Annotated in this window: 15 protein-coding genes and 1 pseudogene; 7 read left to right on the forward strand and 9 right to left on the reverse strand. The window is 58.5% G+C overall.

Features of this window, described 5'->3' with window-relative positions:
* Positions 1-4: 4 nt before the first annotated feature.
* From CAURIC_RS10290 to CAURIC_RS10300, 3 genes are all read right to left on the reverse strand, one after another.
* The gene (locus CAURIC_RS10290) at positions 5-3,784 is read right to left on the reverse strand and encodes an HNH endonuclease (protein WP_290182762.1); all 3,780 of its coding nucleotides are present in this window, start codon (positions 3,782-3,784) and stop codon (positions 5-7) included.
* Between the two features lie 79 nt (positions 3,785-3,863).
* Positions 3,864-4,757 carry an AbfB domain-containing protein gene (locus CAURIC_RS10295; RefSeq protein ID WP_052095010.1) on the reverse strand — a complete coding sequence of 298 codons (894 nt, stop codon included), beginning with the start codon at positions 4,755-4,757 and terminating at the stop codon, positions 3,864-3,866.
* 55 nt (positions 4,758-4,812) lie between these two features.
* On the reverse strand, positions 4,813-6,135 hold the full coding sequence (locus CAURIC_RS10300) for an LGFP repeat-containing protein (RefSeq protein ID WP_235700724.1): 1,323 nt from the start codon (positions 6,133-6,135) through the stop codon (positions 4,813-4,815).
* Between the two features lie 470 nt (positions 6,136-6,605).
* Here CAURIC_RS10300 and CAURIC_RS10305 point away from each other — a divergent pair, with 470 nt between their 5' ends.
* The 5 genes from CAURIC_RS10305 to CAURIC_RS10325 all read left to right on the forward strand — a co-directional run bounded on the left by CAURIC_RS10305 (position 6,606) and on the right by CAURIC_RS10325 (position 13,673).
* The gene (locus tag CAURIC_RS10305; RefSeq protein ID WP_035114269.1) at positions 6,606-7,820 is read left to right on the forward strand and encodes an IS110 family RNA-guided transposase; all 1,215 of its coding nucleotides are present in this window, start codon (positions 6,606-6,608) and stop codon (positions 7,818-7,820) included.
* 317 nt (positions 7,821-8,137) lie between these two features.
* Positions 8,138-8,737 carry an RNA polymerase sigma factor gene (locus CAURIC_RS10310; RefSeq protein ID WP_035116163.1) on the forward strand — a complete coding sequence of 200 codons (600 nt, stop codon included), beginning with the start codon at positions 8,138-8,140 and terminating at the stop codon, positions 8,735-8,737.
* 66 nt (positions 8,738-8,803) lie between these two features.
* Complete coding sequence (locus CAURIC_RS10315; protein ID WP_290182763.1) at positions 8,804-10,255, forward strand: TIGR01777 family oxidoreductase; 1,452 nt, start codon at positions 8,804-8,806, stop codon at positions 10,253-10,255.
* Between the two features lie 399 nt (positions 10,256-10,654).
* Positions 10,655-12,010, forward strand: a complete 1,356-nt coding sequence (locus CAURIC_RS10320) for a ferrochelatase (RefSeq protein WP_084588270.1) — start codon at positions 10,655-10,657, stop codon at positions 12,008-12,010.
* Between the two features lie 325 nt (positions 12,011-12,335).
* Positions 12,336-13,673: an MFS transporter gene (locus CAURIC_RS10325; RefSeq protein ID WP_052095214.1), complete on the forward strand. Its 1,338-nt coding sequence runs from the start codon at positions 12,336-12,338 to the stop codon at positions 13,671-13,673.
* 719 nt (positions 13,674-14,392) lie between these two features.
* Here CAURIC_RS10325 and CAURIC_RS10330 read toward each other — a convergent pair.
* Positions 14,393-15,427: an aspartate-semialdehyde dehydrogenase gene (locus CAURIC_RS10330; protein ID WP_290182764.1), complete on the reverse strand. Its 1,035-nt coding sequence runs from the start codon at positions 15,425-15,427 to the stop codon at positions 14,393-14,395.
* Between the two features lie 218 nt (positions 15,428-15,645).
* On the opposite strand from CAURIC_RS10330, the gene CAURIC_RS10335 reads away from it, so the two are divergent.
* Positions 15,646-15,891: a PLD nuclease N-terminal domain-containing protein gene (locus CAURIC_RS10335; protein WP_035115176.1), complete on the forward strand. Its 246-nt coding sequence runs from the start codon at positions 15,646-15,648 to the stop codon at positions 15,889-15,891.
* Positions 15,892-16,029: 138 nt separating this feature from the next.
* Here CAURIC_RS10335 and CAURIC_RS10340 read toward each other — a convergent pair whose 3' ends face one another.
* Positions 16,030-17,295 carry an aspartate kinase gene (locus tag CAURIC_RS10340; protein WP_282940498.1) on the reverse strand — a complete coding sequence of 422 codons (1,266 nt, stop codon included), beginning with the start codon at positions 17,293-17,295 and terminating at the stop codon, positions 16,030-16,032.
* A 122-nt stretch (positions 17,296-17,417) separates the two neighbouring features.
* Here CAURIC_RS10340 and CAURIC_RS10345 point away from each other — a divergent pair, with 122 nt between their 5' ends.
* A complete protein-coding gene (locus CAURIC_RS10345; RefSeq protein ID WP_035115178.1) occupies positions 17,418-18,278 on the forward strand; it encodes a DMT family transporter in 861 nt (286 codons plus the stop codon).
* Here CAURIC_RS10345 and CAURIC_RS10350 read toward each other — a convergent pair.
* The 4 genes and pseudogenes from CAURIC_RS10350 to pgsB form a co-directional block, all read right to left on the reverse strand.
* Positions 18,253-18,522: a hypothetical protein gene (locus CAURIC_RS10350; RefSeq protein ID WP_290182765.1), complete on the reverse strand. Its 270-nt coding sequence runs from the start codon at positions 18,520-18,522 to the stop codon at positions 18,253-18,255. The two genes, CAURIC_RS10345 and CAURIC_RS10350, sit on opposite strands and share 26 nt — an antisense overlap.
* Positions 18,523-19,509: 987 nt before the next feature.
* Positions 19,510-19,879, reverse strand: a pseudogene (locus CAURIC_RS10355) (transposase); the annotation flags it as partial.
* A 307-nt stretch (positions 19,880-20,186) separates the two neighbouring features.
* A complete protein-coding gene (locus CAURIC_RS10360) occupies positions 20,187-21,197 on the reverse strand; it encodes a poly-gamma-glutamate biosynthesis protein PgsC/CapC (protein ID WP_035115180.1) in 1,011 nt (336 codons plus the stop codon).
* A gap of 1 nt (position 21,198) precedes the next feature.
* On the reverse strand, positions 21,199-22,500 hold the full coding sequence (gene pgsB / locus CAURIC_RS10365; protein ID WP_084588215.1) for a poly-gamma-glutamate synthase PgsB: 1,302 nt from the start codon (positions 22,498-22,500) through the stop codon (positions 21,199-21,201).
* Between the last annotated feature and the right edge of the window lie 145 nt (positions 22,501-22,645).

Here is a 22,645-nt window from a genome sequence, read left to right on the forward strand (position 1 = left end):
TTTATTAGTTCTTGCTACCCCAGATAGCCCAGCCACCAGTATGGCGTACAGCCCTATGGAGATCTTGAGGTATCAGTTGCATGATTCCTTTGTCCTCATGATGGTGCCACACGAAGCCGTGCTTTCTCCTATAATCAGCGTTAATGTTGAGAATCCGATCAGCTTCTGCGACATCGCCGTCGCGTGACTTTGTTGGAGAGATTCTTACCACTGCCCTACCCTTGACCGGCATCGTATGAGGATTGTATGTAGCTGTGGGCGGTAGTTGTGCGACATGGGCATCAAAAACCGGAAACCCTCGTTTGTTGAACGGTATATCATCATATATCCACCCTTTTGGCATACGGCTGGGATCACCATCGCGCCAATTCCCATCAGCGTAGCGCGAATTGATTGGCTTTCTACCGTTGACTAACTGCAGGGAACAGAGATTGACAACCGTGCGCCAAAGGTTGCCCTCAGGCAGTGTCGTTGGGTGCCATACCGTTTGTTGGAGAGTTACTGTTGCTGACCATGCTGCTTGGCGCCCACCAACACAGTTGGAAGGGTAGAGGACATTATCGAGCGTGGAGCTGAACCGGGAGTTCCGGATCGCATCCTTGATATTGTCGATTTTTCCGATGAGTTTCCGGAGCGCAGGAATGGCTCTGCCGAACTTCACGTTTTTCCCGATGGGCAGCGCTCCAACGGCGGCCAAAAGGCACGCAGATACCTCGCCTTTGACGCAGTTGAGGACATCTTTCACACCAACGAGGTCAAGGAGGAGGTCGAGGGATTCCTGCCCGATTTGTTGTTTGATGGTGTCCAGAAGGCTGGTTTTGTTGGCTTTCAGCTCCCCTTCTGCTGCGGCGGCGCGGTACTGTTCTTGCTCGTGGAGTTGTTTTTCCCACGCGGTGTTGTAGGCCTGCTGGGCAGCCTGGCTGGCGAGGCTAGCGTCGTGGCCTGCCGCATCGGCTGAACTACGAGCCTGAGCAGCCAAGGCAGCTGCTTGGTTTGCGGATTCGTGTGCTTGTGCTGCGTAGCTGGCTGCTTGGTCAGCGTTGTTGGCGGCTGCGCGAGCATCTTTTTCGGCTTGGTTGGCGGCTGTGTGGGCGCGTTGTTGTTGCTGTAAGGCGAATTGGAGTGATTGTCCTGCTTTGCGGGCATGTTCTTGTGCGTTGGTTGCTGACTGTTGGGCCTTGCCTGCCCACCCAGCAGCTTCGTTGGCATACCGTGTCGCGGTGTGGGCGTCACCTCGTGCGGTGAAGTAAGACCGCTGTGCGTCTGCAGCGTGCTGAGAAGCAGATTGTGCTGCTTGATAGCCCTTGTCAAGCAGTCCACTGATGTATTCATCATGGGTAGCGCGTTGCGCATCGGCAGCGGCACGGCGTGCGGCTTCGATACCGATGAACTCGGCTAACCCTTCACGATCGCCTGCTACCGCCGCTTGAGCTGCAGCCTTGACCTCTGGGGTGCCAGTACGGGCGAGTTCGTAGGCTTGTTGGAGCTGATCTTGATACAAAGCACGCTCATACCCGCCACCGTGGACAAAACCGTCGAGGGCTTCAAAGGTATTGGCTTGCAACGCTGCATCGGCGGCCCGTTCTACAGCAGCGCCACTGTGGGTGCGCAGCTGCCAGGTCCGGGTGATCAATCCCGGCTTGCGTAGTTCCGGCAGATCGGTGTTGAGGAAGGCTTGAATATTGTCGCCACTGTCGTAGCTGGCCATATCCGCTGCATCCCGAACCTTAGGGTCAGGATCGTTGAGGGCGAGGAATTCCGCGCGCGAATGCGCATCGGTGAATTTAGACTCTTCGTATTCATCGATGAATGCTTGGAAGTCTTCATCTCGGCCCGAGGCCAACGCGACTTTAGCGCTGCCTGCAATAGCCGGAGTTGCGACTTGGGCGGCGCTGACAGCTAGCTGCTTGACCTTTCCGAGGTCTATGTCGTGCTCGTCGTCGTGGGCCGCCAATTCAGAGAGTTGACGAAGATCATTTTCGAGCCTGGTCTGCTGGTCTTTGTGTGCCCTGGCCGCGGCATCGCGAGCATCCTGGATTGCGCGGGCGTGGGTGGCTTGGTCTTTGAGGTAGGCGGCTTCCTGGGCGAGGCGTTGATCCGCGGCGTCGCGGGCGAGCTTGCTGATCTCGAAAGCCAGGGTGACCGCCTCAACGGCCTTGTTGGCAGCGACGTACGCATCCTGAGCATTGACCCCAGCCTTACGCGCCGAAGTGATGGCCTTATCAGCCTCAGCAGCAGCATCGTCAGCTGCTTTGGCGCTACGGCGGGCATGCTCGGCGGCGTCTTTGGCTGCCTGCCGGGCTCGGTCGACCAGTGATTTGATGCGAACGACAAGCCCATCAACTTCGTTGGAGGCAGCCCGTGCGCGTGCTGCGGCCGCGCGGGCACGGGCTGCACCGGCCCTGGCATCAGCTGCGGCGGCGTCGCCATCATCGGCAGCGGCAGCAGCATCACTGGCAGCAACGGCCGCCGCATCGGCGTTTCCTGCCGCAGAAGAGGCTGCCGAGCCTGCCGATTGTGCATAACCCCACGCGGCATCAGCGTGGACGAAAGATCGCGCGGCCTTATCCGCAGCAGCCGCGGCATTGCGTGCGTTTTCCGCAGCGATGCGGGCCTGGCGGGCCTGGGAGGCATCCATCCCCGCCGCCGAGGCGCGGGCGGAGGCCTCTTGAGCAGCAATACGCGCCCTAGAGGCCGCAGAAACAGCCCGCGACAGAGCATCAGCGGTGTGTTGGAGTGCGGTGCGTGCATCGGCGGCCGCAGCGACCGCGTTATCGGCAGCCAGTGCTGATTGGTTGGCGAGCTTGCCTGCTTGTGCTGCGGCATTGCCTGCCCGGACCTGGGCCGCGTCGGCGGCGTGGGCTTCGGTCTTGGACCGTTCGGTGGCCAGGCGTGCGGCGTCGGTGGCGCGCTTGGCTTGATCGGCGTTTTGGGCTGCCAGGCTGGCGGCGTTTTTTGCCTTATCGGCTTCAGTGACAGCACTGCCCACGAGCTCTTCGATGCTCATCTTTTCGGCGTCTTGAGCAGCGGCGACGAATTGTCCATAGCGCAAATAAGACTCGATGGCGGTATCGGTGCCAGTGCGGATTGCCTCTTTAGCGCCGCGGGCGACGGCAGGAGAGGTTGACCGGGTCAGGGCGTAGACCTCGCGACGGCGATCGTGGGCTGTGGCGACGTCTTGACCGGTGGAGGCGAACTCGCTGAGCGCCTCGGCCGTGTTGGTCTGCAGTGCTTGGTCGGCTGCCCTTTTGAGGCTGCTGCCTGCTGGTGCTTGGGAGGCGCGCCAGGTGATATCCCGATCGTCGACCTGTTGGGCTTGAGCCCAGCCGGAATCGATGAACGTGGCCAGTGATTGTTCGTCACCGGCATCGGTGGCTTTTTTCGCCGCGGCTTGGACGGCTGGACCCGAGACTGCAGAGATGGTCACCACGATCTGGCGGAGGTCTTGGATCCGGGCTTCGAGCATGCCGCCGTGTGTGTAGGCCTCCAGTGCGGCGTCTCCGCCGCGCAAGGCTGCTTCTGCGGCCGCGCGGGAGGAGGTGAAGTTAGTGCCGAGCATGTCGACGGCGAATGCACGTGCTTGTTGCTTGTCGTGGATGTCGCTGACAGCGCGCGACTCATCAGCCGCAGCAATACCTTGAGCACCGGAGACTTCGGCGCCCAAAGCCACGACCACAATGATGGTTATGATAGAGACACACCACGTCGCGAGCGTGCGTGCCAGTCGGGTTGCCGTGGCGGGGGAGGAGGTGGGGGTGTGTACTGCTGGCACGCGGTGAGTCATAACGGGAGTGTCATTTCTTTGACTTTTGAATCAGAAAGGAAAAAGGAACAAAGGCAGACTGGTCTACAGAAAAAAGGGGTTAAGGGCGTGCCAAGGCGTGGTCGCTAAACCACCGACTATCGGCCGAATCCACCGTGCCGAGGGTCAGCTTGCCTTGGCTGGTCACGGCCAGTGCCTTGGTGCGGTCGGCGGCCCATACCAGGCGGGTGGAAGTCACCGGAGTGGTAGCGGGGTTGGCGCACCAGGTGGCACCCGCTGCCTTAGGTGCCAGGGATAGTGAGAAGCTGGTGGGGCTGGTGGCCTGCAGGTACATGCCGGGGTAGGCAGCCGATTGCAGGGACACACAGGCCGGATCGGATAGGCCCTTGGTGACAAGGAAGGATCCATCGAGGCGGTCGAGGAATGAGCTGTTGCGCGTTAGTGCTGTGGCGGTGGCTCCAGCCCAGGTCACCCGGACGATTCGGCCGGGGGTCGTCGGCGATGCCGAGCGCAAGGAGACGTAGTTCGGTGTGACAGTAGTCCCCGGGGTCAGGGTCGCGGTGGACGCGCCGTTGCTGGTGCCCACCGGAAAGACGTGTAACTCCACGATGGTGGATCCGGCGTTGTTGACATCCACGCTTTTGACCTGTCCTGGGGCAACAGTGTCTTGCCAGTAAACAGCCCCATCGGGCAGCTTGAAGGCCACGTTGAAGGGAACGGTGAGGTTGTTGACCACACCGTAAGACCCGGTGATGTTGACCGCTGCCCAACCGGTGGGCTTGACCAGCCCGAAGCAGGCCGAGAAGGTGGAAAACGACGAGGAATCAACACGGATCTGTTGGGGTTGGGCCCCACAGTGCTGCTGGACGATACCGCCGTCACCGGCGAGGATGACGACAGCGTCATCGGCGTGGGCTGTGGGGGTGATGCTGATGCTGGTAGCAAGGAGAGCAGAGCCGATTAGGCTGCAGCGGTGACGGGGTGATGGAGACATAATGGTTGGGGGTTTTCTGGTGCTTTCGTTAACGAGGGACAACAGCGCAGAAGTGTTAAGGGGTCACGGGCGCGTAAACGGTAGTAGACGTGGGCAAGGAAGTGCGCAGGGTGCTGGCGAATTCGCTAAAGACCTGGGTGCCGACGTGATCAGAAATAAACGGTCCTGCCACCCGTGAGCTGGAGGTCTCTCCAAAGGCCTCGACGATCAGGCGCACCCAGGTTTTGTCTGATCCCACGTAGGCACTGCGCTGGGTATCGTCGGTGAACACCACGGCGGGTTCTGCGGTGGTGGGGTTGGTGACGGTGTCGAAGCGGATGTTGAGGATCCGGCCTTGGCCTTCGGGGTGGCCGGCTTGGGTAGTCAAGGTGAAACCGGTGTCGGCGATGCGGGTGACGGTGGCTGGCCCGGTGATCCCGCCAGCTGTGGGGAGGGTGCAGGTGGCACCGACGGTCAGGGCATCAGGACATCCCGGCAAGGGAAAGTACTGTCCCATGTTCTGGGTCACTTCACGGTGAGCACCTGCCGGATGGATACCGGGAGCCTGGTCGGTACGGAACAGGGGATAGATCTGCCGGTAGCTGGAATAAGCAGCGTTGTCGAAACGCTGGAGGACCTGGCCGGTGGCAGGAAAGATCTGGATGGATCCCTTGTGGAAATCTTGTTTGACACTGCCGTTGATCTCGTAGCGGTCGGATATGGGGTAGCCGAGCTTTCCCTTTTCCCAGCCGTTAGCACCCCAGATATCGAACACGTCCTTTTCGATGATCCATGCGCCGGTGGTGGCGGTCCAGTAAATAAAGCCGTTATCGAAGCGGTTGAAACGGCCACGCTTATCCGGGGTTACTATTTCATCGGTTTGCGGGTAACCAAGCTTGCCGGTTTCCCAGCCCTGGGCGGCCCACTTGTCTTTGATCGCTCCGCCGATGCGATGGGCATCAGAGTTCGGCGACCAGTAGATCGAGCCGCCTTGGAAATGGTTAAACCGGCCGACCTTGTCGGGTGTGGTGATTTCATCTGTGATGGGGTAGCCCAACGAGGACCGTTCCCAGCCCAATGAAGACCATTTATCACGGATGCGGCCTTCAACAGCATGAGCGATGCCACGGTCAACCTTCGCATGCCAATAAATCGAGGCATTATTCCGAAAATGCTGAAAACGACCACTACTCGCGGCGATGGACTCCGAGGTAGTGGCATTACCGAAGTGCCCCACACCCCCAAGACGGTGGAACGCCTCCTCAATTCTGCCGCCGATGGGGTACCCATGCACCACCGTGGCGTAAGCAGGGGTTGATGCCACTAGGGCAGTAGCCAGCGTCGCAGCAGCGATACACGTCGTGTGCCTGCGCAGCGTAGTGAAAACCAGATTCGTCACGGATGTCAACGTAAAAGACTTTTCCCACCCCACGCAGAGCATTGAACTACCCCTCGGGAATTTCTTTACCCCCTTATTGCCAGCATATTTCCCACTTCCAACCCATACACCACAACTAGCTGCACTTTCTCTACCCCATTACGTTCTAAGTAGTTCCACCGGAGGGTTCCGAGGATTCATTGCGTAGTCCCCTAATCAGAGCGGGTTATGTTTACTCCGTTCCCTCATTTCCTTCGGGACTGGAGGAACGAGTCGCTGGCTTCGGTATGGCTCTTATTTGCCCTGTCTGAAAATGATCCGGCCGGTGATGCCGCCGAAGGCAGTGACATACTCCAACTGCTAATAGGAACCTGATCCACGCCACTGGTTGGTGTGAGATCTCAAAGTAATGTGGATGCCAGCACGAAGTATGTCCGACCAACCCCAGCGACGAAGCAGATCACCGCTTATCTATCGCTAGGAGTACCACCATGACATACCGCTATGTCATCGGCATGGACGTCGGCAAATACTTTCACCACGCCTGCGTCCTGGATGAACACGGCACCCAGGTCCTATCCAAGCAAGTCAACCAACACGAAAAATCTTTACGGGACCTCTTTGCCTCATTCATCGACAAAGTCGACCAGTCCCACGACGTGTTAGTTGTCGTTGACCAGCCCAACAACATCGGCCGACTCACCGTCGCTATCGCCGAATCCATGGGCACCACCGTGCGCTACCTACCAGGTCTAGCGATGCGCCAACTCTCACGTATCCATGTCGGCAATGCCAAAACAGATGTCCGCGATGCCTACGTTATCGCCCATGCCGGGCTGAACCTGCCGGAATCACTGCGCATGGTTGACCGTGTCGATGAAGTTTTCCTCAAACTCAAGGCCCTTAACGGTATTGATGAAGATCTCGCCAGGGCATACACCCGCCTGATTAACCAGATACGCTCAGCACTGGTCGGAACTTACCCTGAGTTCGAACGAGTCCTGCGCGGGCAGGTCATCCACCGCAAATGGATACTTCAGCTCCTCGCCAAGTATGGCGGACCCACCAAGATCCGCAGACTCGGCACATCCAGGGTCAATGCCTTCGCCAGACGCCATCGGGCACGGAATCCAGAAGCCATCGTTGATGCCATGTTCGCAGCGTTTACCAGCCAAACAGTACAGATACCCGGGGCAGAATACGCCGAACTCGGTGTCGCGATGTCAGCCACTGATGCTCTTGCGAAAAAGGAGCACCGCAAGAAAATCGAGGACCACGTACTCGCCCTGATTCAAGACATTCCTCACACCGAGATTCTGCTGTCGATGCCGGGCATCGGGCCGAAATCTGCAGCACAGATCCTTATGACTGTGGGAGATATGTCGGATTTCCCGTCTGCTGCGCATTTGGCGTCGTACGCAGGTCTGTCACCTAGGACAAATCAATCAGGCACATCCATCATGTCCAACAGTCTGAACCGAGCTGGCAATAAAAAATTAAAGAACGCTCTATGGCAATCGTCTTTTGCATCAATCAGATTCCACGAACGTTCACGCCAATTCTACGAACGAAAGCGAAAACAAGGCAAGAGACATAACGCCGCAGTCGTCGCCTTATCCCGCAGACGGCTCAACGTCTTATTCGCCATGATGCGCAACGGAGAGCTCTACCGCGAGATCACACCGGAGGTCATCGCCGCAGCATAAAACCACAGATTCAAAAAACCGACTAGGTCAACCCCAGCCGGCCCTTCAGCATGCCGTTAATCAGACACAGTCAAGCACCACGGTCACCCCTGAACACTCCACCCGCGGGCTTGACTAACTAGATAGGAACACCCCCCAGCCCAACACAGCGGGGGTAATAAAAAGACATCAGAATCCCAAAGGCTTAGTAGAGTAGCCATCAATTCTGGGGGTTTTAATAATAATTAAAGAATCGGACAAGGTAAGCCTCGACACCCTCACTCCTCCCACCCGATGCCTACTAGGTTGGCCATAGGACCACTGATAAACTCAAGGGCATGTCCCAGCACCGTTCTTCCCAGCATGAACGAGACGCTGCGGTTACCGATCTAGCCCTACGCGCAGCCGCCGGTGACCGCGGCGCGCTCACTGAGTTTATCGCTGCGACCCATGATGACGTGTGGCGCCTTCTAGCGCACCTCGCCGATACTGATCGCGCTGATGACCTCACCCAGGAAACCTACTTGCGCGTGCTCAGCGCACTACCCCGTTTCGCCGCGCGATCCAGCGCGCGCACGTGGATCCTTTCCTTGGCCCGGCGCGTGTGGGTAGACAACATCCGTCACGAAATGGCCCGTCCCCGCAGCACCGGTGCAGAGCTGCAAGACGTGGCGCAAACCTCCGTCTCCCCACAAACCACGGGCGGTTCCGCATGGGCGGAATGGGTGGATACCCGCGCCCTCATCGATCAGCTGGACGAGCAGCGCCGCGAGGCCCTTATCCTCACCCAGATGCTGGGCTACAGCTACGAGGAAGCCTCCCATATCGCGAACGTCCGGGTGGGCACCATCCGTTCACGCGTGGCCCGCGCCCGGGCTGACCTTGTAGAGATGGCCACCGTAGCAAAACAACAACCCCGCGCCGCTTCGTCCTCATAAACCCGCGCTGGGGACCAACTCCGCACTACACCACCTCTGTCGGGTGTCCTCGCTAGGCTGGTGCCCATGTTCAATGCATACACCACGGGCTTGGCCACCAAGCTTCGCTCCACCACACAGTTTCACCACACCCTCCCCTACACCGCCCAGCAGCTGTGGGATTACCACTCTCGCCCAGGGGTCGTCGCCCGCCTCACCCCGGGTTACAGCCGTATGAAGGTCATCAAACAAGCCGATAATTTACGCGACGGCCTCACCGTATTCGACCTTCCCGCCCCACCCCTCACGTGGAATGGCCAGCACGACCCGGCAGCTTTCGAGGATGGCCATCAATTCCGCGATGTCTGCAAAACTCCAGGTCTCGGGGCACTTTCGGGTTGGACCCACACGCATATTTTTTCCGACGCCACCCCGGGCCCAACCACGCCCTCCCCACAAATCACGAACCTCTTTGAATCCGGTGCCGGCTCGGCGACTATCACCGACAAAATCACCACGAACCTACCCGCGTTCCTTGCCACGCGGGCTTTACGACCTGTCTTTTCCTATCGTCAGCACCAGTTGCAGCAAGACTTACAGCGCGGCGAAGAGCTCGCCGCGCTTGCGCCGCAGCCGCTGACCGTTGCGGTCAGCGGTGCGTCCGGCCTCGTCGGCACCCAAGTCTGCGCGATGTTGAACCAACTAGGCCATAAGGTGATCGAGCTCAGCCGCCATGCGCAACACGATTCCGCCACAGTACGCGCTTGGAATCCGAACTCCCCTTCCCCGAACCTGCTGCGCGACGTAGATGTATTGATTCATTTGGCGGGTCACCCCATTGCTGGGCGGTTCACGGAAGACCACCTCGACAAAGTTGAGGGATCGCGCGTGGGCCCCACCCAGAAGCTAGCGCAGTTGGTGGCGGAAACAGACAGCATCATAACATTTGTTTGCGCTTCTGCCGTGGGCTTTTATGGGCATACTCGCCCGAATGAAGTTGATGAACTAGCTGGTGTTGGTGAAGGGCGGCTCGCGGGCGTCGTCAAAAAATGGGAAGAAGCAACGCACGTGGCCACGGCAGCCGGAAAGCGGGTAGTGAATGTCCGCAGTGGGCTTGTGATCGCCGGTGGGTCGCCGTTGGTGGATTTGTTGCAACTCAATGTGCGGATAGGTGGTGGCAAGCTGGGCTCCGGCCGCCAGCATTTTGCGTGGATAGCGATTGATGACGCGGTGGATATCTACATCCGTGCTGCACTGGATGAGAAACTGCGCGGGCCAGTCAATGCGGTGGCACCGGAAATCGTCACGAATGCGCAGTTCACGCGACAATTAGCGAAAGTCGGCGGAGGCTTTCCGCTCATTCCTGTGCCGAAAGTCGCGCCGAAGCTGCTGTTAGGTGAAGATGGTGCGCGGGAATTGGCTCTGGCCGACCAGAATGTGGTGCCGAACGTCTTGTTAGATCTTGGCCACCGGTTCCGTTATCCGACGGTGCGTTCGGCGCTACGGCATGAGCTGCTGCGCGAGCGACTGCTGGGATAGCACTTGGTAGAGGCTGGTTGGTGCGGGTGGCTGGCACATGCTGGTTGGTGCGGGCGCGCACACGTGAACTGATCGATGCGGTCCGCTGATCTAGGGCGGCCAAGCGCCGGGCGGCACGCGCAACCCCGCCTGGCACAAGGTGGCCAAGCGCCGGGCGGCACGCGCAACCCCGCCTGGCACAGGGCGGCCATTTGTTAGTCTCTCCATCAATGCCACGCTGCAGTCGTGTGATCAACGCAGTGCAGTCGTGCCGGGCGTGGTCTGTAGCAAAGCTGCCCCCAACGCTCGATCCGGCCGAGCGTGCAGTCGTGCCGGGCGTGGTCTGTAGCAAAGCTGCCCCCAACGCTCGATCCGGCCGAGCGTGCAGCCGTGCCGGGCGTGGTCTGTAGACTCAGAAACATGACTCAGACCAGCGATGCTTCTGCCCCCGTTCTCGGTTCTGCGCCCGGCGAATTATCCTCCGCGCCCACATTGCTGCACTCCGCTGACAGGGATGCAACTACTGGACTGCTGGTGCTCTCGTTCGGCGGTCCAGAACAGTCCGAACAGGTCGTCCCGTTCTTGGAAAACGTCACCCGCGGTCGTGGAATCCCGCGCGCGCGTTTGGAAAAGGTCGGGGAACACTACTTCACGCTCGGTGGTCGCTCCCCCATCAATGATCAAAACAAGCAGCTCATTGACAATATTGCCCGAGAGCTGCAGGAACGGGATTTGCATCTGCCGGTGTACTTCGGCAATCGCAACTGGGAACCCTACGTGGAAGATGCCATCACGCAGGCCGCGAAGGACGGCATTACCCAGCTTTACGTCTTCGCTACCAGCGCGTGGGGCGGGTACTCCGGTTGCAACCAGTACCAAGAAGACATAACCCGCGCACTGGATTACTGTCGCAGCGCCGGTATCGCACCGCCCGAGGTACAACGGTTATCCCAATTCCACGCAAACCCCACGTTCATCGCAGCTTTTGCCGCTGCAGTAGACCGAGCCCGGGCTAGCCTGTCCCAGGACCACGCAGCCCAGGCCGACTTGGTGTTCACAGCGCATTCGGTACCAAACGTCGCCGATGAAGCCGCTGGCCCCCACACCTTCGGTGGCAACCTGTACTCACAGCAGGTACTGGATGCTTCTCGCCTCATCCAGCAGGCCAGCTCCTTCGCGGGACAACCTGGATCTGCTGCGGATATCAGCTGGACCGGGCGCATTGCCCGGCATGAAAACGTTGGCGGCCGCGGCGACGGGCCAGCCCATACCGGTGTGCCCGTAGAGATCGACATGGGGCCAGGCACGGAATATGACGTGGAATTGGTATGGCAGTCCCGTTCCGGTTCCCCGCACACACCATGGCTGGAACCCGACGTGTGCGACCACATCGAGGCTCGCGCGGCAGCTGGCAACACTCGCCCCATCGTGTTGTGCCCCGTTGGGTTCATCACGGATCACATTGAGGTGATGTGGGACCTTGATACCGAGGCCAAAGAGACCGCCGAGGAAGCCGGAATCCCCTTTGTCCGCGTAGCCACCCCAGGTTTGACCCCCGAGTTTGCCACGATGGTGGTTGACCTATTGGTTGATGCGATGGGCGCTGCCGGATCAAACGCATCTGAGGCATCTAGCCCGTCAAGCGCGACCCGTCAGCTCACCCCTGATCAGCAGGCCGCCGCGGACCTCGCTGCGAAGCTATCCACCGTGCCTGATTTCGGCTGCACCACCAATGGCAAGCCCTGTGCGCCCGGATGCTGCGGCTCCGCACGCTAGACCCGCACTCTAGACCCGCACTCACGTAAAACCCATTCACCCCGATAGAAAGACGATTGCCGAAAATCAATTGACTTCACCAACTCCGCACCACGACGGCCCTGATGCTGATGCCAGGGCCACTGGATCCACCTCAGCTACTGCGCCCGACCCATCCCCGCATGCCACCTCGGCCACTGCGCCCGACCCAACCCCGCATGTAGCATCGCCCGCCCCAACCCCGCATGCCACCTCGGCCACTGCACCCGACCCAACCCCGCATGTAACATCGCCCACCCCAACCCCGCATGCCACCACAGCTACTCAGCGCTGGGCCTTCCTCGGCGTGGTCTCCCTGGGATTGTTGATGATCAGTATCGACAATTCCGTCCTCTACACCGCGCTACCCACCCTGCGCCGCGAACTGCACACTACCGAACTGGAAGTCCTCTGGATCATCAACACCTATCCCCTGGTGATTTCCGGTTTACTGCTCGGCACGGGCACGCTGGGGGACCGCATCGGGCACCGCAGGATGTTTGAAATTGGCCTAATCCTGTTCGCCCTCGCATCCATCGTCGCCACGGTAGCACCCAATGCCGAGTGGTTAATCGCTGCCCGCGCGGGGCTTGGCGTCGGTGCAGCAATAATGATGCCCGCCACATTATCGCTGATCAGAATCACATTCACCAACGTCCGTGAGCGCAACACAGCGATCGGCATCTGGGGTTCCGTGGCGACGATCGGCTCCGCCTCAGGCCCCGTACTCGGCGGCTTTCTGCTGGAACACTACTGGTGGGGCTCGGTATTCCTCATCAACGTTCCGGTCGCAATCCTGGCACTGCTGCTCACTTTCTGGCTCGCCGGCCCGAACCGCCCCAACCCTCACAAGCCGTGGGACCTCCTCACATCCATCTACGCGATGATCGCAATGGTTGGGTTGGTCCTGGCCATCAAGCAGGTCACCCACCGGCCCCTCAACGCGGTGATCATTGCCGTGGCCGTACTCATGGTTGTTGTGGGCACTGTTCTTCTTAACCGACGCCAAAAGCGTCTGACCGAACCCCTCCTCGCCTGGGACATCTTCCGCAACCGTGTGTTCACCGCGGGGTTCCTCGGTGCCGGCGGTGCCATGTTCGTCGTGGCAGGCCTGGGGTTGCTCACCAGCGAGCGTTTTCAGATCGCCGCGGGCTATTCACCACTGGAGGCAGGGCTGCTCACGGCCATCGTTGCGGTGGCGGCTTTCCCGGCCTCGGTAATCGGAGGCGCAATGCTGCACCGATTGGGCTTCCGCACGTTGATCAGTGGTGGATTCCTGCTGATGGCTGCGGGTGTGCTGTTGGTCGTGCAGCTGGGATGGTTGGCCTATCCAGGTTTTGTCCTGATCGGATTGGGCGCGGGAACGACCATGTCGGTGACGTCGTCCGCGCTCATCGGATCCGCACCAGCGCACCGCTCTGGCATGGCCGCGGCCTTGGAGGAAGTATCCTACGAGTTCGGTTCACTGATTTCCGTGGCCATTTTGGCCTCGCTGCTGCCCATGTTCTTGCGTTTCACCGGGGATTACGATGCGGCCTACGCGCGGACGCTCGTCATCGCAGCGGTGTTCGCGCTCGCGGCTGCGGTGCTTTCGGCGGTGCTCTTAAGGGGTAATCCGAAGGAAGGCGACTTCGCGCAAGACTGAGCGCGAGCTGCCGAAACACGGAAGTCTCAGCCCCGCGGGCGTTATCTGGGCAGCCTACCAGCAACCCAAAGGCACCCAACTACACTGCGCCGACGTTATCTGGGCAGCCTACCCACAATGTGCAGCAGAACTCTAACAAAAAGACGCAATTCTGTCGGAGTTCTGCTGCACATTTATTCTTCCGTGCGAGGTTCAGCCCACCAACAGTCCAAAGGCACCCAACTACACTGCGCCGACGTTATCTGGGCAGCCTACCCACAATGTGCAGCAGAACTCTAACAAAAAGACGCAATTCTGTCGGAGTTCTGCTGCACATTTTAAGAAGGGAGGTGTGGGCGTGGATGGGGGGCAAGGGCGCGTGCGGGCGCAGGGGCAAGGGTGCGTGCGGGCGCAGAGGTCAACGGGTGGGCGTGGATGGGGGCAAGGGTGCGTGCAGGCACACGGGTCAACGGGTGGGCGCAGAGGTCAACGGGTGGGCACGGATGGGGGCCGCGGGGCACAGAGGTCAACGGGTACGCAAGGGCTCGTGCGGGCGCAGAGGTCAACGGGCGGGAGTGGATGGACGCCGCGGGGCACAGGGGTCAACGGGTGGGCACGGATGGGGGCCGCGGGGCACAGGGGTCAACGGGTAGGCGCAGAGGTCAACGGGTGGGCGTGGATGGGGGCAAGGACTCGTGCGGGCGCAGGGGTGCGACGGGCACCGCGGGCGCGCGCCCCGACTACTTCACCAACAGCTCCGCAATCTGGATCGTGTTCAGCGCCGCGCCCTTGCGCAGATTATCGCCCGAAACGACAAGTACGAGGCCACGGTCATTCGCCACCGTCTGGTCCTGGCGAATACGCCCCACCAGGGACTCATCCTTGCCGGCTGCAGCGAGGGGCGTCGGTACATCTACAACCTCAACACCCGCGGTGGCCGTCAGAATATCCCCGGCCTCCTGCGCGGTGATCGGGTTGGCGAACTCCGCATGAATTGTCATCGTGTGACCAGTGAAAACGGGCACGCGGACGCACGTGCCAGCAACCAGCAGATCGGGGAGGCCCAGAATCTTGCGGGATTCATTGCGCAGCTTCTGCTCCTCATCAGTTTCCAGGGTCCCATCATCCACGAGGTTGCCAGCCAGTGGCAGCGCATTGAAGGCGATCGGCGCGACATAAGGATCGGTGCTGGAAGCCTCCAACGCGGAACCATCTTCTACCAGTGCCTCGAGGTGATCCAGATTCGCCTTAGTCTGCTCGATCAACGCCCGCACACCCGCCAGCCCCGAGCCAGATACGGCCTGGTAGCTGGAAACATGCATCTTGATCAGGCTCGCCTTGCCGTGCAGCGCACACATCACGGGCATTGCAGCCATGGTGGTGCAATTCGGATTCGCAATGATGCCCTTGGGTGTGTTCTTGGCAGCCTCCGGGTTCACCTCTGACACGATCAGGGGAACGTCCGGATCCTTACGCCACGCCGAAGAGTTGTCCACGACAATCGCGCCGGCTTCCGCGAAACGGGGGGCGTGCTCACGCGAAGTGCCGCCACCTGCGGAGAACAGGGCAATATCGATGCCCTTAAGATCTTCCGTGGATGTTGCCGCTACGTCCTCCACCACGATCTTCTCGCCTCGGAAATCGATTTCCTTTCCTGCCGAGCGCGCAGAGGCGAAGAAGCGCACCTTGTCCGCAGGAAAGCTACGCTCCACGAGGATGCGACGCATCACGCGCCCAACCTGCCCGGTGGCACCAACAACGGCGAGGGTGGTCATGATTCAATATCTCCGTTCTTCCGTCATAGCTGCAACATGAATTGTGAAGAATTCAGCTATGAGCACGCAGTTAGCTATGTGCACGTCGATATAGACGTTAGTACACGAATCATACCTAGCCCCCGAAAAGTCCACCCTAGGTAGGACGCATACGATGCATAGCCGTCATAAGTTAACAGGGGTAGGCACGAAACCCTCACCTCACCGAAAGGACAACTATGCCTAATATTTTGATTCACGCCGCCGAGGACACCACTATTCAATGGGCCTCTGGCGGGTTCCTGATCCTACTGGCCGTGCTGGCCCTCGCATGGCTGGTCTTGTTTATCGCGGCGATGTTTAGCATCCTGCGCTCCGCTAACTACGGTGCGGGCGGGAAAGCCATCTGGATCCTGATCTCCTTTGGACTTCCCCTGCTGGGGCCGATTGCGTGGTTCCTCTTCGGCCGCAATAGCACGGTTTAGCGGGGAAGCAGGGGGCGAGAGCAGGGCTCGGCCGCAGTGGCGGAGCGGCAAACCCGCGTGGCAAGGCTCGGCCACGGTGGCGAAGCGGGAGCACCCGCGCGACAAACCAGCGCGGCGCGGCAAACCCGCGCGGCAACTCTACCGCCCGGTGCCGGCGTACACAGTGGCTTCCTCTTCCCCACCCAGCTGGAACCGATCGTGCAAAGCCTTCACGGCCTTATCCAGCTCCGTATCGCGGATCAATACGGAAATGCGGATTTCCGAAGTGCTGATCAGCTCGATGTTCACGCCCGCATCGCGCAGCGCCTCGCAGAAGTCAGCGGTCACGCCCGGGTGGGACTTCATTCCCGCACCGACCAGGGAAACCTTGCCCACGTGGTCATCGAACAATACATCCTGCCAGCCCGCGCTTTCAGCCATGCCCTTGAGGATCTGCATAGCGCGGGATGCATCCTCGCGTGGGCAGGTGAACGTAATGTCCGTGCGGTTGGAATCCAGTTTAGAAATGTTCTGCAGGACCATATCGATGTTGATTTCCGCATCCGCTACGGCACGGAAAATCTTCGCGGCTTCGCCTGGGTTGTCGGGGATACCCTGAACCGTGATCTTCGCTTCGGAACGATCGTGTGCAACGCCGGTTAATACTGCTTCTTCCACTGGGATATCCTCCATTGATCCGCTAACTAGGGTGCCTATGTCCGTGCTGTACGAAGAGCGCACGCGCAGTGGCACATTGAAAGCGCGGGCGTATTCCACGCTGCGGAGCATGAGCACCTTCGCGCCCACCGCAGCCATTTCCAACATTTCTTCGAAACTGATTTTATCCAGCTTCTTTGCGTCCCTCACGATGCGCGGATCGGCGGTGTACACGCCATCGACGTCCGAGTAGATCTCACACACATCCGCGTTCAGCGCGGCGGCGAGCGCCACCGCCGTGGCATCGGAGCCGCCGCGGCCCAAGGTGGTTACGTCCCGCGTCTCGCGGTTCACACCCTGGAAACCCGCAACCAGGCAAATTTTGCCCCTATCCAGAGCTTGTTGGACCCGGCCGGGCGTCACATCGACAATGCGGGCGTTGCCGTGGCGCTCGGTAGTTAAAACACCCGCTTGCGAGCCTGTGAAGGACTGCGCCTCGGCGCCGAATGAATCGATGGCCATCGCCACCAACGCGTTCGAGATCCGCTCGCCAGCCGTCAACAGCATGTCCATCTCGCGAGCCGGCGGCACGGGATTAACTTGCTCAGCCAACTCCAGAAACTCATCGGTGGTATCGCCCATCGCGGAGCACACCACTACCACGTCATGTCCTTGGCGCTTAGTCTCCACAATCCGTTCGGCTACGCGCCGAATGCGCTCGGCATTCTCCAGCGACGATCCGCCGTACTTCTGGACGATCAGTGCCACGGGGCACCCACCTCTCGGTCTTTCGGGAATTAGGGCTCATCTAAAACAGTGATAGTTGAGAGATTACAACAAGCCATGGCCGACGTTTCACGGAACCACGCAGTCGTTTAGCCTATGGTGTGATGAATACTGATGACGTACTGGCGATCTTGTTTGCCCTCGGGTCCGCATTGACCATCGCTTGGGGCACTGTCGTGCGTCACCGTATCGCCGAGCAGAACGGAGAATCCAACCCCGAGACCTCGAATGTGCCCATCTTGGCGGCCATCCGAAAGCCATGGTGGTGGGCTGGATTATTCAGCGCTCTCTTCGGATATTTCCTGCAGATCGTGGCTTTGCGGTTCGGATCCCTGCTTATTGTGCAGCCCATTCTGGTCCTCAAGCTGATGTTCACATTGCCTTTGGCTTCCAAGTTTGATCACCGCCCCATCTCCAAGTCCGAAACGTTGTGGGCCACCATTTTGAGTATCGCCGTCGGCGTGTTGGTTATTTTTGGTAAACCGACGCCCGGCTTATCCGCCCCACCCGCAGAAAAATGGGCGATCGCTGTGGCTATAGGCGCGGTGGTGCTTTATGGCATGTATCGCTTCGCGCGCATCCAGTATAGTCGCGAGAAAGCGCTGGTGTTTGGGCTTATCACCGGCGGAATTATGGGTTACTTGGCCGTGCTGTCCAAGGCTGTGGTTGATGTGTGGGTTCACAGTGGGTTCACGGGTCTGATCGCCAGTTGGGAGCTGTATGGCCTGTTGTTCTGCGCCGGGTTGGGTACAGCTGTCCAACAAACGTCGTTTAATGCCGGCGCTTTGAAAAACTCATTGCCCGCGATGACGATTGCAGAACCCATCGTTGCCTTCACCCTGGGTTATGTGCTGCTTCGCGAGCAGTTCCGCGTGACCGGTTGGCAGTGGTCCTACGTCCTGCTGTCTATTGTGATCATGATCGTGGGAACCTTCGTGCTCAGCCGCAAATCGGTCGAGGATTAGCGGGGCCGCGCGGGGCAGTCGACGCAATGCGGGATGCGCGGACGGGGCTCGCGACGTGCAGCGGGCTCGCGGGAAGTAGGGAGCGGGGAGTAGGGAAGCCCCGCTCCCCGCGGTTAGTGAGGTAGTCCCGCAACGCACGGTCGGTGCAGCCGGTGGTTTGGGCTGCGTGCTGTGCGCTGTAGTTGTGGTTCGCGATCAGGTCGAAAGCGGCAACAACAGCAGGATCGGGAGTGCAGGACATCATCAACACCTCATGAACAAATCAGGGTGTTGCATTCACCACTAGAACCCACCAACGCTAATTCACGCGCCTTTACGCTTTACAGCGCGAAGGCTACATGTCAATGAACAATCGACTCCAATTATTGAAAGTGGGTGCAAATTGTATTGGAAAGTGGTAAAGTCACAGAACGAATCCTCTACACCCTAGGTTCATCGAAAGAGACAGCTCAATGCACAAAAAAACTCGAAAAGGTTAATCCGCTTCTGCACCGCCACAGTTCTCACCTGCCTTGGACAAGGCATCGCTACAGCCGATACTGCGGCGACATCGCTACCCAAAGCATCCAACTCCATCGGAAGTAGCGAAAAACAATCCGACGGTGCCCAAAAAATTAAGAAAGGTGCGGAAGAACTCGAACACTCTTCTCTCCCTCGTTACGAAGAAAAGCGTAACGGCGAAACCTACATCGTCTACACCACTAAAGACCAACGGCACATCGGCGTTCCAAAGAACATGACTGATGAAGACATTGCATTTTACATAAGCGCTGGTCCCGCTCTCAAAGGACCATGGATCGAGTTCACCCCCAAAGAACAACAAGTCCTAGTAGCTGGAGGATCTGCTGCCCTCGCAACAACTATCTGTGGTGCAACAGAAGGAATTGGATGTGGCCTAGCAGAGACTATAGTGGCATCAGCGTCAGCATGGGTCGGAGCAAATGGTGGAATCTGCAACAACAACAAGCGCCTACTCATTGAAACCACCTGGGCCGGTACGGTGCGCGGAGCGCAATGCCGATAATATAAGGAGTTCAAACTCTTGAATACACAGCAACAGCGCACAGCAGGGACAACGCTCATCGTACTTATCGCGCTGCTTGCCCTGCTCGCAGTTTTCAACGTCATCCAATGGAACGCAGCCACGTGGGGCATCGGGTCCCTAATATTCTTAGGGATCCTACTTACCGCACTGCAGGTTCTGAAACAGAAAAAATAAGACAAGACGAATTCAAAAGCCTCCCATGCTTGAACGGGCCCCCGAAAGTTGGACTGGTTTAATTCGAGGCTCCAGGGTTGGGTTCCGGTGTTGCATCGGAGTCAGGCCCTTGAGTCTGTCCTGGATGCGTTCATGGTTGTACCAACGGATGTATTCATCAATTGCGTGGTACATCTCCGACTTGAGGTGCCCGAAGAAGTTTTCTATCACCGCATTGTCGTAACAGTTTCTTTTCCTCGACATCGACTGTGTGCCGCCGATACCCGTGATGAGTGTGCGCCAGCTGGAATGCTGGTGCTGAAATCCCTGGTCGGTATGCACAAGCAATCCTTGATATGGTGATTCTTTGTGCGATGACATCGCGCAACGACTGCGACGTAAACGGGCTCTTCACGATTTAGAGTGCGTTGCGGAACTACATCACTAACCGCGGGGTGCCTAGTTAGCCACGTTCGACCGGGTATACATCAGATTCTGCCCGGATCAGAGTTATTCCATCCGCCAAACCGCCCGACAACTCGGCAGGGCTAACCGAAACGTATCGTAGCTAGGCTGAAACGTTTATCCGGCATCCATCAGGAGTTGACCTTGTCATATTTTTGCAGCGCGGCGAGCGGGGCTTCCCTACTCCCCGCCTTGCCCGCTGTGCGTCGCGAGCCCCCCGCGCACCGTGTAGACAATCCGTCGACTCACGCCATCGCGATCACCGAAGCTACTGCCGCGATACTTCCGGAAGCAGCAGCCATACCTGGAAGGGTTCGTTTAAATCCGTGATGCAGTAGATCATTGGCGATGACTGCCGGCAAAATACAAAAGACTAGGTTCTCCAACCGGTAGAAGTAACCGTTGAAATAGCGCATCAACACATATTCACTTAACGTTACGAATGTAAAGGAAAACAGGCACAGCAGAAGGAAACGGTGCTTACCGAACAGCGGGACACCCGAAAAGAAGATCCTCCCCGCCGTGTACACCACCGCTGTGGAAAACAACAGCACCCAGAGGTAGTTGATGTTGAATACCGCCACCGCAAGGAATCCTGCTGACACGTAACCACCAGTTCGCCACCCGAGACGTTTGAGTGGACCTTCCTGGATGAACAGCGCAATGCACACGGAAGCTGCGGCCATGAGAATGAAGGAAGTGTTGTCGCCACCGCTTTCGAACAGCTCCTCTTCAATCTCCGTCCCAAGCCACGATTGAGAAAGAAATGCCAGCATGAGGCCCGCAGCTGCGCTGAGAGGAACCAACCACAATGCGGGCAGCAGGGTTTTCCCAAGCCCCTGTTTCATAAAGGAATTGCACAGCATGCCGGGAATCACCACACCAATGACAGCCAAACCCAGATCCTCCGGTTTGGACTCCAAGATGAAGGTGTTTACAAGATGCCAAATTATTTCTAGGAACACACCTACCAACAAACCAATGGCGAAAATCACCCGTGGCCGTGGTAGCCATATTTTCAAAACGCCGTAGCGGATAATGGTATGCGCAATGAACGCGACCAGAATTGTAAACGCGACTTTCCAGGGCATGTACAAAGATGCGGCCAAGTAGCCGATGCCGAGACTTCCGCCAATTACGATCTGCTTATTTCGGAAGTAGAAGTAAGCCACGATTAAACCACAGAAAAACGACAGATGAATATAAGCAGCGGTGAATTCTGTGTTACTAAAGAAATCCTTGTATAGGGCGTTCATTTTAAGCGTTGACCTTTCCCGTCTGCCCCGCCTCCAGCGCGTTGACCTTCCCCGTCCGATCTTCCTCCAGCAAGTCAAGCTTTCCTGTTTGGCCTTCCACAAGGGCATTGACATAACGGCGCATGTGCGTTACTTGCTCGGTGTGGATATTGACCATTCCGAACATGGCAACCTTGTCGTAATTCAACCCTTCAACGGCACGATTGATGAGTTCACGTCCACTGGCTGTCTCATCCATGTCATTAGTTCGGATGATGCCTTCTTCTGGGAATCCCTCATCAAGCAGCATTTGATAAACAGCGTCTTGGAGCTCTCCATACAAAACGATGCGATCGACCTCATCCCGCAATTCATTGGCTACCAGTTCGAGGAACATCTTGGCCCGGTCAGTACGATCCTCGCGGTTATTAAGCGCAACGATGATGCCCGCGTCCGCGGGAAGCGTATCCTTCACCACGGAGCGGAACACCTTCACTGTGGATTCCCAATCGTTAATTGCGAACATGGGAATCCAGTACAGCTGGTGGCCACTGCTTAGCGCCGCCTCGGTCACAGTAATGGTTCCTGGATCCGGTTTCGCCGAAAGCATTCCCTCGCACGCCGTCTCCCTGTCGATGCCCAACACATCGGCGACGGCCAAGGCAACCGCGACATTTTCTTCAAACTGGTGATAATTGAATTTCTTCACCATGGATTGGGACAGCTCGCTTGGGTCAGCAAACACCACCGTGGACTCGCGTTTAATGGCCTCTTCTTCAATGACACGGCGCAATTCTGGGTCTCGTTCGCCTGTCACAACGACGCCCCTCACAGGAATTGTGTTGCTCAAAGAGCGTGCAATCTCTTCCAAGGTGTCCCCCATCTCTTCTTGGTGATCAAGGCGGACATTGGTGATCACCGACACTGGGGATTTGAGAATATCGCGTTGGCAAATCAGCTGGTAGCGTGGCTTTACCGCCATGCATTCCGTGACCAGCCCGCGGACTTCGGGGCTAATCCACTTACGCAGGAAATTGAACTGCTCACCAATATTTGCCGGACCAGTGCGCCGGATCGGGTGCTCGTCGGCGTCGGGATCAATGACACAAGCGTAGGTGCCGGTAGTTTTCGCAATGCTAGGAACACCAGCGGCCCTCATGACACCGCCGAGCATGCGGGTGACCGTGGATTTCCCGCGAATCCCGTTGACATGAACGTTGACGTCCAGGCGATTGAGGCGCGCATTGTGGTCCTTCTCGCGCTGGTGAAAGAAAACAGCAAAGCCGATGACGGCTAGGAGGGACAGGAGGAAAAAGATGAACATGGGGCACTCCTTCTGAGAGTCGTGGGGCAGGCAGGTCAGAAATAAAAGTCGAAAGCGCAGGGCACCGGGGCGGGCAGGTCAGAAACAAAAGTCGGAGGCGCAGGGCACCGGGGCGGGCAGGTCAGAAACAGAAATCGGAGGCGCA

This window comes from Corynebacterium auriscanis (genome assembly GCF_030408435.1).
Classification (GTDB): domain Bacteria; phylum Actinomycetota; class Actinomycetes; order Mycobacteriales; family Mycobacteriaceae; genus Corynebacterium; species Corynebacterium auriscanis.